General features: G+C 44.1%; 13 protein-coding genes and 1 pseudogene. 10 read left to right on the forward strand and 4 right to left on the reverse strand.

Annotation, left to right across the window (positions count from 1 at the left end; all coding sequences use genetic code 11):
* The first annotated feature begins 54 nt into the window (after positions 1-54).
* Positions 55-4,830, forward strand: a complete 4,776-nt coding sequence (locus GC093_RS03925) for an alginate lyase family protein (protein ID WP_171650543.1) — start codon at positions 55-57, stop codon at positions 4,828-4,830.
* Between the two features lie 136 nt (positions 4,831-4,966).
* Here GC093_RS03925 and yfbR read toward each other — a convergent pair whose 3' ends face one another.
* Both yfbR and GC093_RS03935 read right to left on the reverse strand, forming a co-directional pair.
* Positions 4,967-5,557 carry a 5'-deoxynucleotidase gene (yfbR, locus tag GC093_RS03930; protein ID WP_171650544.1) on the reverse strand — a complete coding sequence of 197 codons (591 nt, stop codon included), beginning with the start codon at positions 5,555-5,557 and terminating at the stop codon, positions 4,967-4,969.
* Positions 5,558-5,592: 35 nt separating this feature from the next.
* The gene (locus GC093_RS03935; RefSeq protein WP_171650545.1) at positions 5,593-6,747 is read right to left on the reverse strand and encodes a polysaccharide deacetylase family protein; all 1,155 of its coding nucleotides are present in this window, start codon (positions 6,745-6,747) and stop codon (positions 5,593-5,595) included.
* 269 nt (positions 6,748-7,016) lie between these two features.
* Between GC093_RS03935 and GC093_RS03940 the strand changes: the two genes are divergently transcribed.
* The 5 genes from GC093_RS03940 (at position 7,017) to GC093_RS03960 (ending at position 12,976) form a co-directional block, all read left to right on the forward strand.
* The gene (locus GC093_RS03940) at positions 7,017-8,555 is read left to right on the forward strand and encodes a fumarate hydratase (RefSeq protein ID WP_171650546.1); all 1,539 of its coding nucleotides are present in this window, start codon (positions 7,017-7,019) and stop codon (positions 8,553-8,555) included.
* Positions 8,556-8,561: 6 nt separating this feature from the next.
* Complete coding sequence (locus GC093_RS03945) at positions 8,562-8,702, forward strand: hypothetical protein (protein WP_171650547.1); 141 nt, start codon at positions 8,562-8,564, stop codon at positions 8,700-8,702.
* Between the two features lie 380 nt (positions 8,703-9,082).
* Positions 9,083-10,882: a two-component system histidine kinase PnpS gene (pnpS, locus tag GC093_RS03950; RefSeq protein ID WP_171650548.1), complete on the forward strand. Its 1,800-nt coding sequence runs from the start codon at positions 9,083-9,085 to the stop codon at positions 10,880-10,882.
* Positions 10,883-10,927: 45 nt separating this feature from the next.
* Positions 10,928-11,653 (forward strand): response regulator transcription factor, encoded by a 726-nt coding sequence (locus tag GC093_RS03955; protein WP_171650549.1) that lies wholly within the window; start codon positions 10,928-10,930, stop codon positions 11,651-11,653.
* A 237-nt stretch (positions 11,654-11,890) separates the two neighbouring features.
* Positions 11,891-12,976 (forward strand): Gfo/Idh/MocA family protein, encoded by a 1,086-nt coding sequence (locus GC093_RS03960; RefSeq protein WP_171650550.1) that lies wholly within the window; start codon positions 11,891-11,893, stop codon positions 12,974-12,976.
* Positions 12,977-13,116: 140 nt separating this feature from the next.
* Here GC093_RS03960 and GC093_RS03965 read toward each other — a convergent pair whose 3' ends face one another.
* On the reverse strand, positions 13,117-14,136 hold the full coding sequence (locus GC093_RS03965; protein ID WP_171650551.1) for a cytochrome d ubiquinol oxidase subunit II: 1,020 nt from the start codon (positions 14,134-14,136) through the stop codon (positions 13,117-13,119).
* Positions 14,136-15,485 (reverse strand): cytochrome ubiquinol oxidase subunit I, encoded by a 1,350-nt coding sequence (locus tag GC093_RS03970; RefSeq protein WP_171650552.1) that lies wholly within the window; start codon positions 15,483-15,485, stop codon positions 14,136-14,138. Before GC093_RS03970 ends, GC093_RS03965 begins: the two co-directional genes overlap by 1 nt.
* A 129-nt stretch (positions 15,486-15,614) precedes the next feature.
* Between GC093_RS03970 and GC093_RS03975 the strand changes: the two genes are divergently transcribed.
* The 4 genes and pseudogenes from GC093_RS03975 to GC093_RS03990 all read left to right on the forward strand — a co-directional run bounded on the left by GC093_RS03975 (position 15,615) and on the right by GC093_RS03990 (position 17,815).
* The gene (locus tag GC093_RS03975; protein ID WP_171650553.1) at positions 15,615-15,851 is read left to right on the forward strand and encodes a hypothetical protein; all 237 of its coding nucleotides are present in this window, start codon (positions 15,615-15,617) and stop codon (positions 15,849-15,851) included.
* 112 nt (positions 15,852-15,963) lie between these two features.
* Positions 15,964-16,164, forward strand: coding sequence for a hypothetical protein (locus GC093_RS03980; RefSeq protein WP_216624478.1), 201 nt, complete (start codon positions 15,964-15,966; stop codon positions 16,162-16,164).
* Between the two features lie 41 nt (positions 16,165-16,205).
* Positions 16,206-16,591 (forward strand): annotated as a pseudogene (locus tag GC093_RS03985) (MerR family transcriptional regulator).
* A 42-nt stretch (positions 16,592-16,633) separates the two neighbouring features.
* On the forward strand, positions 16,634-17,815 hold the full coding sequence (locus GC093_RS03990) for an MFS transporter (RefSeq protein ID WP_171650554.1): 1,182 nt from the start codon (positions 16,634-16,636) through the stop codon (positions 17,813-17,815).
* The last annotated feature ends 76 nt before the right edge of the window (positions 17,816-17,891 follow it).

The following is a 17,891-nucleotide window of genomic DNA, read 5'->3' on the forward strand; positions in this document are numbered from 1 at the left end:
AATTTGTTAAGATTGTATTTGAAAGCGTTTTATAATATAAAGGGGTTGATATCAGTGAATCATTTACGACGATTAAAGAGTAAAATAAGTGGCCTTCTTTCCATTTTATTGGTATTGTCCGTTCTGGGACAAGCTGGAGGATTGTTGGTGCCGATTGCTAATGGGGCTTCGGATAATTTAGTGCTAGGATCAACTTTGGTGGGTTATAGCACGCAGGCAACAGCCGGAGTTGCTTCAAGTGTATACGATGGGCTGATTTCGACATATTGGCAGCCTAATTCTTCTGAGCGTGATCCTGCTAAGACCGGCGCCTGGGTGTCGATTAATTTGGGAGCTGTAAAATCATTTAACAAAGCCGTTTTCCAAATGGCAGTAAGTAATGGTGTGAGCAAGGTAAGAATTGAGTATTCCAATAATAACTCTTCCTGGACCAAAGCTTACGAAGAAACGGTAACAAATAGGGGCACTACAGCAAGGACGGAAACGGTGAAATTAAATAATACCGTAACTGCGCAATATGTAAGAATAACGTTCTTGTTTAGCGCACAATCTCCAAATTTTCAATTAAGTGAATTTGAACTTTACAATGACGGAGGTCCTACCGAGCCAGCTCCAGTCACCTCAGCATTCATATCCAGCGCAAATGGAACGGCGACAATCTTATGGACGGATCCTGTCCAAAGTGCGGTTTATTTGGATTTCGATAAGGTCAAGGTCTTTGACCTATCAGACGGAAGCAAGTCGGTCCTTGTTAACAAGGGACAGCAGTCAGCAACATTTACTAATTTGAATGTGAATAAGGCCTACACATTCGCTATTCAAACGGTAACCACTGACGATAAGATAAGTTCTAATGTACTCGTGTCAGTTAAACCGGATATATACCCAAACACCCAATTATTTAATTCCGGCCAGCTGAGAGCCGTTAAAAATAAGATTTTGACTCCCGGCAATACAGATTATTCGGGGGCTGTGAATCAATTGATCGTGGACGCAGAGTTAGCAATGACAAATGGTCCCTATTCGGTCATGTACAAGACGGGAACCCCTCCCAATAAGACCCCTTCGAACCCAGAAGGTGATAAACACGATTACTGGAGCGCGGCGCCTTATTGGTGGCCGGATCCGACTAAGCCTGACGGGTTGCCGTATATAAATAGAGACGGAGAGACTAATCCTGAGGGACTTACCGATAAGTATGACAAACAAAGCTACACATTGCTGCGAACAACAGTTTCTATACTTTCTCTTGCCTACTATTATACTAATGACAACAAATACGCTGATCGAGCGGCTTTGCTGCTCAAAACATGGTTTATCGACCCAGAAACGAAAATGAACCCGAATATGAATTATGCCCAAGGTGTAGGAGGTGCTGAAAACGGACGTAAGGAAGGTGTGCTGGAATCAGATAAGCTGCTCGAAATTATTGATTCTATCGAGCTCATTTCGAATTCAGGCAGCTGGTCGAGTTCGGATACGCTGAGCTTTAAAAAGTGGCTCATGCAATACACCGAATGGTTGCAAGCAAGTCCGCTCGCACAAGCAGAAAAAGCAACGATAAATAATCACGGTACATGGTATGATGCGCAATTCGTCAACTATTTGATGTATTTAGGCAAAAAGGAGGATGCTAAGGCTTATTTGCAAAAAACAGCAATTCCTCGCATTTCAGCCCAGATCATGGATGATGGGACCATGCCCGAAGAATTGAGAAGAACGCGACCTTTTCATTATTTTTTGTTTAATTTAATACCTTTCTCGATGTTATCGATTTTGGGAGATCAAGTTGGTGTTGATCTTTGGAATTCCGGAGACGGTATCCGTAAAGCCTATGGATTTATAGCACCTTATATTATTGATTTTGCGCAATGGCCGTATGATGAACTCCGAGATGAAGATGAGACTGCTTTTGCAAGGTATTTGCGGGAAGCAGCTGTAAGGTACGGAGACGATAGACTATGGAGTGCAGCAGAAATAATGCTTGGAGAACAATTACATACGCATCGTGTTAATTTGATTGCTCCAGGAAACACGGATCCTGCTCCGCGTAAAGAGTTGGTTGCCTTCAGTTTTCAAGGACTGTATGTGCCTGTTATAGGAACGATAAATAACGATGAAATAACGCTGGACGTGCCTAATGGAACAGATGTGACAAGTTTGATTGCTACATTTAAAACCTCCGGCCAAAGAGTTAAGATCGGTTCAATACTGCAGGAGAGCGGAGTTACGGCGAATGATTTCACGAATCCAGTTGTTTATTCTGTAGAATCGCCATCGGGTTCAAGCAGGAATTATACAATCAGAGTGAACGTTCTGCCAAACAGACTGCCGGTTACAATCTATGAAACGGGATTTAGCGATTACAGAAACGATCCTAGTATAGATAAAGACCTGTTGGTAGATAGCAGTAAAACAATATTTGACTTGATAAAGCCAATGCCTCAAGCATTATCTGAGATGAAACCACTCACGTGGTACAGCGGGTTAAATGATAATGGCATGGTAAAATCTTCTGCACGTATTTTTATCAAGGACGGGAATTCTCAACATACGAGATCCATGCCTGCAGCTTTAAGGCTGGTTAAGGATGCGGTATATGGCTCTACCGTAACTATCCCAATAAGCTTGAAAAACTATAATAATATTTCAGGCTCTTTCGCGGCCAGGACTCAGGATCAGTCGGTAACTTATAATCTTTATTCCGAATGGTCAGTAGACGGTGGTGCTACGTGGAACGTGGCAAATACACTCACTCGCGACGCGACTCGCACTACATTGACTGATTCTTATGGCAATTATCCGTTTAGCTTTTCGATTAATGATGTCAGAGCTAATAACAACCCTAACTTTTTATTCAGGCTAAGATTGGATAAAAGCAGTAGCGGATACATGAACATTGATGATTTTAAATTAACAGGCGAACCTCTTTTCGATTTAAATCAAAAGGAATTAACGGAGTTCAGCTTCAAAGGTCTGAATCCGGATGTAAGCGGAACGATAGATGGAACGGAAATTAGGCTTACGGTTCCTTATGGTACGAATGTGACCCAGTTGGTTGCATCCTTCAATACCTCCGGCACCAAAGTGAGAGTGGGTTCGACGACTCAGGTGAGTGGAGTTACTGCTAATAGCTTTACGGATCCGGTTGTTTACATCGTAGAAGCAGGGAATGGTACTAGACAGAATTATACAGTAAAAGTGAACACAACGGCTGAGATTGACACAACACCGCCGGTATGGCCGGGTAATGCGGTGCTTTCCTATTCCAATGTCAATCAAACAGGAATGATACTAAGCTGGCCGAAGGCAACAGATAATGTAGGCATAAAAGAATACCGAGTATACAATGGTGACTCGTTAATGGGCACCGTAACTGGAACTACTTATTCGGTTTCGGGATTAACGGCAAGAACCAATTACACGTTTAAAATCGTTGCACTGGATCAAGCAGGAAATCAGAGAGTAGGATTAAGTGTAGCTGCTACAACACTAGGCTATAGCAATAGCTCCTCTTCATCAAGGCCGGGAGCTGGCAGCCCAAGCACGGAGAATGCTTCAAATGCTGAAATTGGAAAAATCGACAGCAGCTCCATAACCGTAAAAGAAGAAAAAACCGTCGATGGACGTACCATTCAACTTGTTACTGTAGATGTAGCTGGGTTGAGTAAGGCTATCGAAGCAATCAAAGGTAAAAACTCGAATGAACAGAAAATCACACTGGAGGTTAAAGGCAGTGGTTCGGTAGTAAAGGTGGACTTACCTGGCAGCGCTATTCAAAGCGGCAATCAATTTGCGCCTCAAACGGTCATTTCCATTAAGACCGATATGGCCACCTACAATTTGCCTATTAAAGTGATTGATGTAGGCGCTATTGCAAAAAGCCTTGGGGCAGATACAAAGGATGTACAAATCAGAGTCTCGATTGAAAAGGTTGCAGGAGCCATCGGGGAGCAAATCCTACAAAAAGCCAATGCTGCCGGACTCACTTTAATTGGCGGCGATCAAGCGAAGGTCTTGGATTTCAAAATTACAGCTGTAGCAAAAGGCAGTGTGGTATCCATTGACCATTTTAACAATACGTATGTTTCAAGAATAATCGTGATTCCGCAGAAGGTAGATCCGGCTAAAGCTACTGCCGTGCTTTACAACCCTGCTACAGGCGAAATGACGTTCGTACCAGCGGTATTCAATGTTGTGGACGGAAATACACAAGTCACGATTAAGAACCATTCAAATAGTATCTATATGGTCGTACAGTCTAGCAAAAGCTTTGCCGATCTGAACGGGCATTGGGCAAAAGCGGACGTGGAGCTGCTGGCATCCAAACTCTTAGTGAAGGGATTCACGGACACGGCATTTGAACCGGGAAATTCAATTACCCGCGCTGAATTTGCTGCTCTCCTTGTCCGTGCTTTAGGATTGAATGCAGATCCTTCATCGAAGTTCTCGGACGTAAATAGTAAGGATTGGTTTGCAAGCGCGATTGTAGCAGCAGCGCAATCGGGGATCGTAGCAGGCTTCGAGGATGGGACGTTTAGGCCTAACGCACCGATCACTCGTGAACAAATGGCGCTAATGATCACAAGATCCATGACTATCGCGGGTAAATCCAACGATACAAGTGGAAGAGTAAAGCAGCTGCTCACTAAATTTGCCGATCAAGGCACAATCAGTGCGTGGGCACAGGAGGCCGTAGCACAAGCAGTAGATGCCGCATTGATCAATGGACAAACCGATACGACGTTTGTACCTCAAGCCAATGCAACACGTGCAGAGGCTGCTGTAATGCTGAGACGCTTCCTACAATTCGAGGGATTCATAAACTAAGTTTTGCCGCGGCGGACCTAAACTATATTATTTAACTGGGGGGATGGGGAAGTCGCTGGAACTGCATTTAATTCAAAAAAAGAAAAAGCGCAAGAGCCGCGTGCTCTTGCGCTTTTTCTTATTCTTACCCTTTATCTTATTCCTCCGATAATTCATCCAAAGTCTTCTCCAAGCTGGGTGCCAGGTTATCGAGGAAATATTGCATTTCGGGCATGTTCATCATTTGGATCGATTGCTCAATCTGCTTCTTGGCGCTGCCGAATTCTTTATTACCAGCCGATAGCTCTGTTACACATTTCAAGTAAGCATCGAGCAAATCGGCTGCTTTTACATATTTTTTTAACTCGTTGTTTTCACCTGTCTTCGTATCGATCAACGGCTCGTACACCGGGCGCAGCTTATCAGGAATCATATCGAGCATACGCTCAGCGGCTAATTGCTCAATATCGCGAAAGTTTGCTAATATTTTCGGATTGTGATGCTTTACAGGAGTAGGTATATCCCCCGTAAATACTTCCGTTGCATCATGGAACAACGCCATACTGACAATTCGGTCTGTCGGGATATTTCTTCCGTACACTTCGTTGGCAATTGTGCATAGCACATGGGTTAAGATGGCTACATGAAAAGAGTGCTCGGCTACGTTCTCCTTCACTACATTACGCATGAGGCTCCAGCGTTCAATATAGCGCAATCTGTACATGTATGCGAAAAAATGACTATCCATCAGGTCTCATCCTATCTAATTTTTTAACATCAGAGTTATGGCTTAACCGCCGGTGTTTGGCGGACGGAGAAGCTCTGTACGGTTGGATTATACACAATTTGCACACCGATAGCATTTTCCAAATCTTTAATTCCGATATACACGACATTATTTTTCATATAAAGCGGCTTTTGCAGGTTGAGGGTCTTGCCTCCGGTAAGTGAAGTTAGCTTTTGACTGTTAATCGTACCTATCCAACTTGTGTTCTGGAACTGAATTTGAACTTGGCTTTTGCTATTCATTGTTGCTTTACCGCCTAATTGACCCATTGTCTCCATTAAAGGCACTTCATTAAATGGATGATTAGTGGCAACAACTCTGCGCTTGATGGAAGCTTCTAATCCTTCTGGTGAAATAGCGCTGTTACCTGCATTGATCCTAGGGATTTGCAAAGGCTCAAGGTCTCTTGTAGCCATTTCCGGTACAATGGTAAAAGCGAATTTCATCCCGGCCTGTTGAATGTATTGGGAGGACAGCTTGTCGTAAATGCCAAATGGATAAGCGTAGGAATCAATAGGCTCAGGATACAACTCACTCAGCTTAGAGATACATTGTCCCGTATCGGTAAGGACACGCTGCTTATATTCATCTTCGGTTTCTTTCGTGCCGTTCGTGATGATACGTCCTATTAGCATGGCGCTATCGTCAGGCAATTTTTGATGCATGCTGTTGGTGTGGCATTGGAGATCTATAAAATTAGTGTCGCTGGTCATCTCGACAATTTCATCGCGGGACATGGACGGAATGTAACTGGCTAATGGATCTTCCAAGTCTCCGGTAATAACAAAATTGACCGCAGGGATTCGCATGCTTTTGAGAATGGGATATGCATTTGTATAGAAGCTCTCATAGCCGTCATCAAAGGTTACAAGCACAGCATTGTGCGGAACCGAAGCGCCTTGCATAAACTCTTTGAACTGCTGGAGCGTAATAAATTGATAGCCTTTATTTTTTAAAAGAGACAGCTGATCCTTAAAAAGCTGAGTGGTGACTGTCCCGGAGCTCTTCGCTTCGTCATCTACATGATGATACATAATAACAGCAACTTGATCTTTAAAAATAGTGTTAGAATTGGCTGCATATAGAGACGGTAGGATGATGCTAAGGCCGATAATACTAAGGGCCGCTGCTTTTAGAATGAGTTTGTTCATATGCAATCGAAACTCCTTATCTGGTAGTCGAAATTTCCTAGGGGGTAAGAAAACATATTCTAGGTCCAAGGTAAGGATTCCTTCTGAGAAGGCAGTAGAATATTGAAATGTTTGTGTAATTCATTGGTATAACGACTGATGTCAAATAAAGCCGCAAAACCTCCCTATTTTCACGGTTTTTGAACATGTCGGATTATGCTATTATATACCTATGCATAATTTATCCGGTGTGGAAGCCGGGCTTATCATTTTGAGAGGAGATTTTATTCATGCAGCAATTCCAACAAAGTGTCTATAAACTGATTGTAGAAACATCCACCAACCTTCCGGCCGATGTCCGCGAAGCCATTCAAGCAGCTAAAGCCCAGGAGGACGCTGGAACGCGTTCCGCGCTGTCTTTGTCAACTATTGCTAATAACATTCATATGGCGGAGTGCAACGTCTCACCGATCTGTCAAGACACGGGGATGCCGACCTTTATTATACATTGTCCAGTAGGCGCTAACCAAATTGTGATGAAGAAACAAATATTGGCAGCGGTAGCTCAGGCGACTAAGGATAGCAAGCTGCGTACCAATTCCGTCGATTCCTTAACAGGAGCCAATACGGGAGATAACTTAGGTCCCGGAACTCCGGTTGTTCATTTTGAGCAATGGGAAAAAGACGATGTTGAAGTGAAGCTGATTTTAAAAGGCGGAGGCTGTGAGAATAAAAACATTCAATACAGTTTGCCGATGGAGATTGAAGGCTTAGGCAAAGCAGGCCGTGATCTAGATGGGATCCGTAAGTGTATTCTGCATTCGATCTATCAGGCTCAAGGTCAAGGCTGTAGTGCGGGATTCATCGGGGTTGGCATAGGCGGTGATCGGACGACAGGTTATGAACTAGCCAAACATCAGCTGTTTCGCCATGTAGACGATGTGAATCCCATTGAAGAGCTGCGTCAGCTTGAGGACTACATTATGGGCAATGCGAATTCGCTTGGTATCGGGACCATGGGCTTTGGTGGGCAAGTGACGCTGCTTGGGTGTAAAGTGGGTGTTATGAACCGTCTTCCAGCGAGCTTCTTCGTCTCCGTTGCTTATAATTGCTGGGCTTACCGCAGACAAGGCGTGCTGCTTGATTCGAACAGCGGTGATATTAAAGAGTGGGTGTACAGAACCGGAGAAACGGTTCCTATGAATCAACAGGCAGAAGCAGCAGCGTCTACTGAGAAAGCGGAACGTCGAGAAGTAGTGCTGCAAACGCCAATTTCTGAGGAGCAAATTCGTGAGCTGCGTGTTGGAGATGTAGTTATTATCAACGGTATCATGCATACAGGTCGCGATGCTCTTCATAAATATTTGATGGATCACGATGCTCCATTGGACTTGAACGGCGCAGCGATTTACCACTGTGGCCCTGTTATGGCCAAGGATGCTAACGGAGAGTGGCATGTTAAGGCAGCCGGCCCTACCACCAGTATCCGCGAGGAGCCTTATCAAGGCGATATCATTAAAAAATTCGGTATCCGTGCAGTTATCGGTAAAGGCGGCATGGGCGCCAAAACGTTAGCCGCTCTCAAGGAGCATGGCGGAGTTTATTTGAATGCTATTGGTGGAGCGGCTCAATATTATGCCGAATGCTTCAAAAAGGTAGAAGGCGTAGATTTCATGGAGTTCGGTATTCCAGAGGCAATGTGGCATTTGCAAACCGAAGGCTTCGCCGCGATCGTAACAATGGACTCACATGGTAACAGCTTGCATGCGGAAGTGGAGAAGGATTCTTTTGCGAAGCTTGCACAATTGAAGGAAACGGTTTTTTCCTAAGATTGAATGTACAACGGAGATAGCGGAGAAGCTGCTGCTATGAGCTCTGTAGGATTTGAACGGAACCGAGAATTCCGTTATTTCATTTACGGCCTCCGATTTAAGGCGTTAGCGGAAGTTGGAGTTCCGTTATTTGGTAGAATGTGAGCACAAATGTAGAAAAACAGAGGGATAACGGAAAAGCTAGTTCCGTTATCCCTCTGTTTATTGTGCTTTTCAAGTAATAGAGGAACAAAAGCTTCCTCTATTGTTTCCTTATTCCGTGGGAGCAAGCAGCACTGAGTAGAACAAAAGAGGGGATCGTTGTGTGCGGGGAGAAGCGTCCGCTATCGCTACGACATCGCCTTTGTAGTCACCTTTTGGTGCCTGCTCGGGTATGCAACCTACTATTGAAGCTCATGTTCCAACTGCAACAAGCGTCTTAAAATTTCCTTTACAAAAAAAAAACTAGCCATCTATCTACTGAACAGCTACGATAATGTGTAAACTATTTATTCATAAACCTCAAGTGAAGGGACAAATGAACGATGCATAAATTTCGTGCCCGGCTTACATTGATTTTTATTGCGCTGATCGGTTCTTCGGTTCTTCTAGCGGGTCTATTTATGGCTCAGATGCTGAAGGAATCCCACATAGAAGCCTTGAAAGCTAATATGCAGCGGGAGCTTAAAATTATTCTGGTTACTCTGGATTGGAATAAAGGCGGATCGGATGAAGAACAAATTCGATATTACACCGAACAGGCTAACCGTTTGAGACAATCGGCTGATGCGCGTATTACCTATATCCGCGCAGATGGTAAAGTACTGGGGGATTCCGATCATGCTGCGGCTGATATGGAGAATCATTCAGAACGTAAAGAGATAGTTGAAGCGCGTACAAATGGTACGGTGGGCTCAGATTCGCGCTTTTCGGCCACAGTTGGGCGCAATACCTTGTATGTAGCAGTACCAATTAAGGATAACAATCAAATCAAGGGCTATGTTCGTCTCGCAATGAGCTTGGAAGAGGTAGAAGCATCGATTAAGAAGTTATGGTTTGGATTGCTAATTGGCCTTCTAGTCGTATTTGTGCTTGCAGTATTAATTAGCTTTCGCGTTGCTTATAGCATTACAAAGCCGATCGAAATGATTACGAAGGTAGCCCATCAAATTACTAATTTGAATTATAAAGCTCGCGTCCATGGACGTAAGAAAGATGAGGTTGGACAGCTAGGGCATGCCATCAATCGAATGGCGGATAGTCTACAGCTGCAGATGAATCGAATTATTGAGGATGAAAGCCGCTTGAAAAGCGTGCTGGAGAATATGATCAGCGGCGTTATGATGATTGACCGTGAAGGTAAGATCGTGCTGTTGAATCGGTCGGCAGAGGATATATTAGGCTTCTCTTCTCAGGAGCTGTTGGGTAAAAAATTTGACGAAGCGAAGCAGCAGTTTGATTTTACACAATTGATCCAGGAATGTTTTGATGTTCACGAGCATATCAGGGATGAAATGATTTTCTATTATCCATCTGAACGCATATTGGAAATTAACTTAAGCCCTATGTCATTAGGTGATGAGGAATGGGTAGGAGTATTGATCGTGCTTCATGATATTACTGCCGTACGGCGCTTGGAGCGGATGCGGAGTGAATTCGTTGCCAATGTGTCCCATGAATTAAAAACACCAATCGCTGCAGTTAAAGGCTTTGCTGAGACGCTTCTTGCCGGTGCTCTAAACGATAAAGAAACCGCAAAGTCGTTTTTGCAGATAATTTTTGACGAGAGTGAGCGTTTAAATCGGCTCATCGGTGACATTCTGGAGTTATCAAAAATCGAGTCAAAGCGGATTCCTATGCAGTTTTCACCCATTTATATGCAGACCTTTGTAGGCAACTGTCTTAATGTGATGAATTCAGAGGCAGCTAAGAAGTCGATAGAACTCGAAATGCTGGTAGACGAGAATTTGTATATTGAAGCGGATGAGGATCGGCTGCGGCAAATAATGATCAATTTGTTATCCAATGGTATTAATTACACCCCCGAGGGTGGTAAAGTGAAAGTGAAGGTAGAGTCTTTTCTTAGAGCGGGGGACGGGCCTGAAAATGAGCGGATTCGTTTGACGATTTCAGATACCGGCATTGGTATCCCTAAGAAAGATCTGCCGCGTATATTCGAACGTTTCTATCGGGTGGACAAAGCGCGTTCAAGAGTTTCAGGCGGTACCGGCTTGGGCTTATCAATCGTTAAGCACTTGGTCGAGCTGCATAAAGGATCAATCCGGGTAGATAGCGAAGTCGGTATGGGTTCGAAATTCATAATCGAATTGCCGATTATTCATTAATCATGCTATGATTGGTTTATATAGAAATTAAAGCGGGGGATTCCCATGCCACAAACTATTTTAGTTATTGAAGACGAGCCTACATTAGCAAGGCTGCTTTCTTATAATTTATCGCAGGACGGTTATGAGACGAAAGTAGTAGATAACGGAAGCGACGGGCTTCAGATTGCACTTCAACAGTCGTTTGATTTAATTATTCTCGATATTATGCTTCCAGGAATGAATGGTTTCGAAATATTATCCAAGCTGCGACAAAAAGGCAATAAGACACCGGTTGTTATTTTAACCGCACGTAATGCAGAAGAAGAGGTCGTGCAAGGCCTTAAGTACGGTGCAGATGATTATATCACTAAACCTTTTGGTGTTGCTGAGCTGCTCGCACGTGTATCTGCTGTATTGCGGAGAACGATGTCAGATGAGCAATTGCAGGAGAAGAATACGGCTGGAGAGAAAGTCATCACGGTAGGGGAATTGCACATTTATCCGGAGAAATATGAGGTTATGCTGAATGGCGAATCGATTTCTCTTAGGCCCAAGGAATTTGAAGTGATGTTATATCTCGTTCAGCGCCCGGGAGTTGTTGTAACAAGGGACGACTTGATGAATATCGTTTGGGGCTTTGACTACATCGGCGGTCAGCGTACGGTTGATGTTCATGTAAGCTCACTAAGAAAGAAGCTCGAAATGAATCAGCAAAGCGTGCAGATTGAATCGATTCGTGGTGTTGGCTATAAGCTGGTCAGTACAAATACGAATACGAAGAAAAATTAATAGCTGGCACAAACAGCCCTCTGAATGAATGATTCAGGGGGTTTGCTCGTGTTTGTGGTTAATTTTGAAATCCAGGGGCCATTTCCCGGGAAATGGGGCATAAGACAAAATCGTATACAAGATTAGCAGGATTCGAAATATATTTTAAGGTGTTTCTTGTCTATACTAGGACTAGGTTATTTAGATCATTATGATAATAACAATTTTGCTTTTAATATTGAAGGAGGGGCAAGGGTCATGTCGAAAACGTTTAGAATTGGAATTATCGGGTGCGGAGGTATTGCAAACGGAAAACATATGCCCGCATTAAAAAATCAACCAAATGCTGAAATGGTCGCTTTTTGCGATGTTGATGTCAACAAAGCTCATGATGCAGCGAATAAGTTTGGCGTAGAAGGGGCGAAAGTGTACGAAAATTATCGGGATTTGTTAAATGACGGCTCCATTGATATTGTACACGTTTGTACACCGAACGATTCCCATGCGGAAATTTCCATTGCAGCATTGGAGTCGGACAAGCATGTAATGTGCGAGAAGCCGATGGCCAAAACAGCCGCTGATGCTAGAAGTATGGTGGAAGCAGCGAAACGTACTGGTAAAAAACTGACGATTGGTTACCAAAACAGATTTCGTTCGGACAGCCAATATTTGAAAACGATTTGCTCTGAAGGCGATCTTGGAGAGGTTTATTATGCGAAAGCACACGCAATCCGCCGCCGCGCAGTACCGACTTGGGGCGTGTTTCTGGATGAGGAGAAGCAAGGCGGGGGGCCGTTGATCGATATTGGTACACATGCTCTGGATTTGACGTTATGGATGATGGATAATTACAAGCCTAAGGCCGTACTGGGAACAGCCTTTCACAAGCTGTCTCATAAGCAAAATGCAGCAAACGCTTGGGGATCATGGGATCCGGAAAAGTTTACAGTCGAGGATTCAGCATTCGGGATGATCACTATGGAGAACGGCGCTACCATAGTATTGGAATCCAGCTGGGCGATTAATATGCTGCAAACAGGCGAAGCCAAAACAACCTTGTGCGGAACAGAGGGCGGCGCCGATATGCAGGATGGTCTGCGTATTAACGGTGAAAAGCATAGTCGCTTGTTCATGAATCAAATCCAACTGGATGCTAAAGGCGTAGATTTCTACGATGGAAAGAAAGAAAGTCCTGCTGATCTGGAAGCTCGTTTATGGCTAGAAGCTGTTGAGCAGGATAAGGATCCAGTCGTAACACCTGAGCAAGCATGCGTTGTGTCGGAAATTCTTGAAGCTATTTATGAATCGTCCAAGACAGGTAAGGCCGTATATTTTGAGCGATAAGAAAAAGAAATAGCTTGAAGTGATTTTTTGAATGTAGAAACAACTGAAGTAAAAATAAAGAGGACATCTCTCAAGTATGATAACTTGGAGGTGGCCTCTTTTTGTTTGGATGGATTCCTGATTAGGATTACGCTATTTGCCTATTTTCCGTGTTTACCTTGTACATAATTAGCGTCAAACAAGAACAGCCGCATCAACAAGAATAAGGAAGGGATTAGCAGCAATAACCCGGCTATAAAAGCGATTATCAGCGCAATACCCATACTAGGGCTCGTAATACTCTCATGAATGGATATCATGGGGTATAAGATATAAGGCAGATGCGAAGCTCCATATCCGAAGAATGCTAAGGCGAATTGCAGCATCACCAGCAGGAATGCCAGCCCGAGACGCTTGCGGATCCAAATCAGATAAGCAGCGACCATGAAGCACAGTAATGACAGCACGAACATCCAGGATAGCTCAATCATCCGGTTAAAATGCCAGGGATTATGTTGTTGGATTGAGAAAAATACGAGCAAGCTGCTGAGAATTGTAGGTATGCTCCATGCGATTGCGAAACCGCGCAGTACCTCCATCGCTTTGTAGTCCTTTGCTTTCTGAGCATAGTAAGTTAAGAACGCCGCGGATATAAACAAAACACTGACAAGTGACAAGATAACGACAGACCAGGCATAGGGGCTTGTAAAAAGCTTGCTGTAGAGCAAGGTTACTTGATTACCCTTTTCCTCGATGTATCCTCCCTCTGAGATGGTCAGCACTATGGATAAAGAGGCAGGAATAAGCAGTCCGCTAGCACCATACAGCAGCAAGTAGATCTTATTATCCTTGGAGCCGTAAGTGCTGAAGGCATAGTACGAACCCCGAATGGCTAATAGCACGATAGCGATACTGCCTGGAATTAACAGCGTAGTACCCAAGTAATAAGCCGTATCTGGAAAGAAACCGACCATTCCGACCATAAAAAAGATCAAGAACACGTTGGTAACTTCCCACACAGGGGAGAGATAGCGTTCGATAATGCCGTGCACCAAATGTTTTCTTCCCGTAAGCATACTGTAGTAGCTGAAAAAACCGGCGCCAAAATCAATGGAGGCAACGATCAAATATCCGTACAGAAAAATCCAGAGAACGGTAATTCCGATCAGCTCGATATTCATTAGTGTTTGCCTCCTTCAATGCCGTTCAATTCCAATTCCTGCTCGGGGGTATTACTGCGGAACATACGGCGAAGTATCATCCAAACGCTGAAGCCGAGCACGATATATAATAAGGAAAAAAGCAGCAGCATCCAATCGACATTAGCTGAGGTTGTGGCACCGTGCACTGTTTTCATATAGCCGCGCAGAATCCATGGCTGTCGTCCAGCCTCTGCGAATATCCAACCGCATTCAATGGCAAGCATTGCGAGTGGGCCGGACCACACAACACAACGCAGCAGCCAGCTCGGAAGCGGCTTCCCCTGACCTTGAGATCTGCGCTCAATCCATAAGTAAGCGATGCAAAGGACAATCGTTAAGCTACCAATGGTAACCATAATATCGAAGAAATAGTGAATATAGAGGGGCGGTCGAAGCTCTTTAGGTGTTTCATTCAGCCCTTGAACTACAGCATTCGGGTTGCCATGTGCGAGTACACTTAGTGCATAAGGCAGCTTTAAGGCATAACGAATCTCATTGTTTTCACCTAATATCCCACCTACTACTAATGGAGCTTTGTCTGTAGTCTCAAAATGCCATTCAGCTGCAGCAAGCTTTTCCGGTTGATACTCGGCTAGAAATTTTCCGGATAAGTCACCAATAAATGCAGTAGAAATAGAGAAGATCAGTCCGCAAACCATCGTCAGCTTCAGTGCTTTTTGATAGTAAACGTGACGTTTACCTGCTAGTAGAGCAACAGCGGCTATAGCTGCAAGCACGAATGCACTAGTCATATAGGCAGATGAGATTACGTGAGCTGTTTTGGTAGGAGTGGCAGGATTGAACATAGCAACTAGTGGATCAATATCGATTATCGTGCGACCGGACAGCTTAAAGCCCTGGGGCGTGTTCATGAACGCATTAACAATTGTGATAAAAAAAGCGGATGCGCTCGATCCAATAATAACTGGAATCGATATTATAAAATGTGTCCAAGGATTACGGAACCTATCCCATGTATACAAATAAATACCGAGAAAGATCGCTTCGAAGAAGAAAGCAAAGGTTTCCAAAAATAACGGAAGCGCAATCGCTTGACCGGCAATCTGCATGAAGCTTGGCCATAACAAATTTAGCTGCAATCCGATGGATGTACCAGTAACAACACCAACGGCTACAGTTATAACGAAGCCCCGAGCCCAACGCCGCGCTAGCAGTGTATAATGGGGGTCTTTACGTTTGATCCCCAGAAATTCAGCGATGGCTATCATAACTGGAACCCCGACACCAATGGTGGCAAAAATAATATGAAAGCCCAGCGTTAGGCCTGTAAGTATACGACTGTACACAGCTGGATCATATGACATCATAGTACATCAGCTCCTTAATATGTAGTACATGTTATTGTATTACTAAAACGTGTATATTATTTATTATAAATGAAGCATGTGATTTATTTCACAGCACAATTGAACGAGAATTGACTAAATGGTTACGAAATGATGAATGTCGAAAACAAACAACAAACAGAATTAGTATCTGATGCTTACCTAGCTTATCTGAAAAATCTAGTTATATCATATATATTCGGTGGAAAAGAAAGTTTAAGTTTTAATGTAGTAGTAGAAAAGCTAAAAAATTTATTTTCAATTGATGAATTAATACTAGAAGGTGGAGGCTTATTAAATGGCTCCTTTTTGAATGAAGTATGTAACAGATGCGTTTCGGATAAATAATAGGTAGACGGCCAGGAATTGATCGTCGGTTACCTTTTCCATGCTAACTGGCAGGATAGTTTAAAGTTTTCTTTTTTCTAAGACTAATTTACCTCCGCTGAACTGTGTGGAAATGACTCCGGAGTGGCGCAGCAAGCGAAAATCGCTTGACTTGGAGTTAACTCCAAGTGATAAGCTGAATATCAAGAAGGCGATCGTTATCACCGTAATCCCGAAACTACAGCATGATCTGGGCTTCTCGGCTACAGGGCTCTCCTGGGTACAGAACGCCTATACGCTCGCCTTTGGCGGTTTACTCTTGACTTGGAGTTAACTCCAAGTGCAATAATATTGGATATTAGGAGGTGAGGCTGAATGATGATAGCAGAAGTAAGTGCAAAATTTGAGATTCCGCCGGATACACACTTCGCTATTATGAACGCATCGGACTGATTCCGCGTGTGAACCGGAATAAAAGCGGAATCAGGGATTATACGGAAGAAGACTGTAGATGGGTCGAATTTATCAAATGTATGCGGTATGCGGGTCTTTCGATTGAAATATTGATTGAGTATGTCGGTCTGTTTCAAAAAGGTGATAAAACCCTTGAGGCAAGAAAAGAACTCTTGATAGAGGAGCGTAAGCAGCTCATAGCAAGAATGGAAGTTATGAAGAAAACGCTAGAACGTCTGGACTATAAAGTTGAAAGATATGAACAGGCAGTAGTTGTAAAAGAAATGCGTGAGCGGCAATTCGGGTAATAAACGGTTAGCATTGAATCTTTCACCCGAGGAGGAAGAGAAGTGGAACGCTTATGGACGAAAACATTTATTCTCATGACTGTAGGGAACTTTTTCCTATTTACTGCATTTTACTTTCTGCTTCCTACGCTGCCGTTGTTCATCAAACAGATGGGCGGCAGCGAAGTGCAAATTGGTCTATCGACGGGTGCTTTTATGCTGTGTGCCGTTATTTTTCGCCCTATCGTTGGCGGACTTCTTGACCGTTATGGCAGGCGTCCTTTTATCATATGGGGGCTGCTTCTCTTCGCCTTGGCGATGTATATGTATGACTGGGTCGGTGGAATCGTCGTTTTAATAGGGATCAGATTATTGCACGGGATGAGCTGGGCTGTATCCACAACCGCCGTTTACACGACGATTACGGATATAATCCCGTCCGCCCGCCGCGGGGAAGGCATGGGATGGTTTAGCACAGCCACGACCTTGGCTATGGCGGTCGGTCCGATTTTCGCTATCTGGGTAATACAGAACCTATCGTACCACGCTCTGTTTCTTTTCGCCGTCGGCCTCTCTGCCGCAGCGCTGCTTCTGATGTTTGGTGCAAAAGTACCTCACCAACCGCAATCGGGCGCAAGGACAATTGAACTTTTCGAAAAATCGGTCTTGCCCGTTACGGTATCAGTCTTTTTTATGTATATCGCTTATGGAGGTATTACCGCTTTCATCCCAATGTTTACCAACTCGATCGAGGTCAATTCAGGCGCGTTTTTTCTGGCCTTTGCCGCAGCACTTGCTTTGAGCCGTCCTATTTCGGGGACAGTTTCGGACCGGTACGGCCAGACGTTTGTCATTGTACCGGCTCTTTTGATTACGATTTCGGCTTTAATTGTCTTGAGCTTCTCGACCGGATTGTTCGGCGTGCTCGCATCTGCGGTGCTGTACGGTATCGGTTTCGGTTCCGCCCAGCCGGCTCTTCAAGCGGCAACGATACGTCTTGCACATCCGGACCGCAAAGGGGTTGCAAATGCTTCTTTATTGACTGCTAACGACCTGGGTATCGGGTTAGGTGCGATTATGCTAGGCTGGATTTCTCAATACACGAACTATCAGGTAGTGTTCACGGTCAGCGCCGTATCGGTCACGCTCTCCTTATTATTGTTTACTTTATTTGTGAAACGCTTGTTGAAAAACAAAGAGCCTAGCCATCTGAACACCGGTTCTCTTCCCTCCAAAACAAGTTGACACAGCAGCTTGCGTGGATACTCCAAAAGGAGCCGGTAACGGCACCAATTATTAATGTACCTCATCCAGCTGTAGG

Origin of the sequence: Paenibacillus foliorum, assembly GCF_013141765.1 — a bacterium.
In the GTDB taxonomy this organism is placed as follows: Bacteria; Bacillota; Bacilli; order Paenibacillales; family NBRC-103111; genus Paenibacillus_S; species Paenibacillus_S foliorum.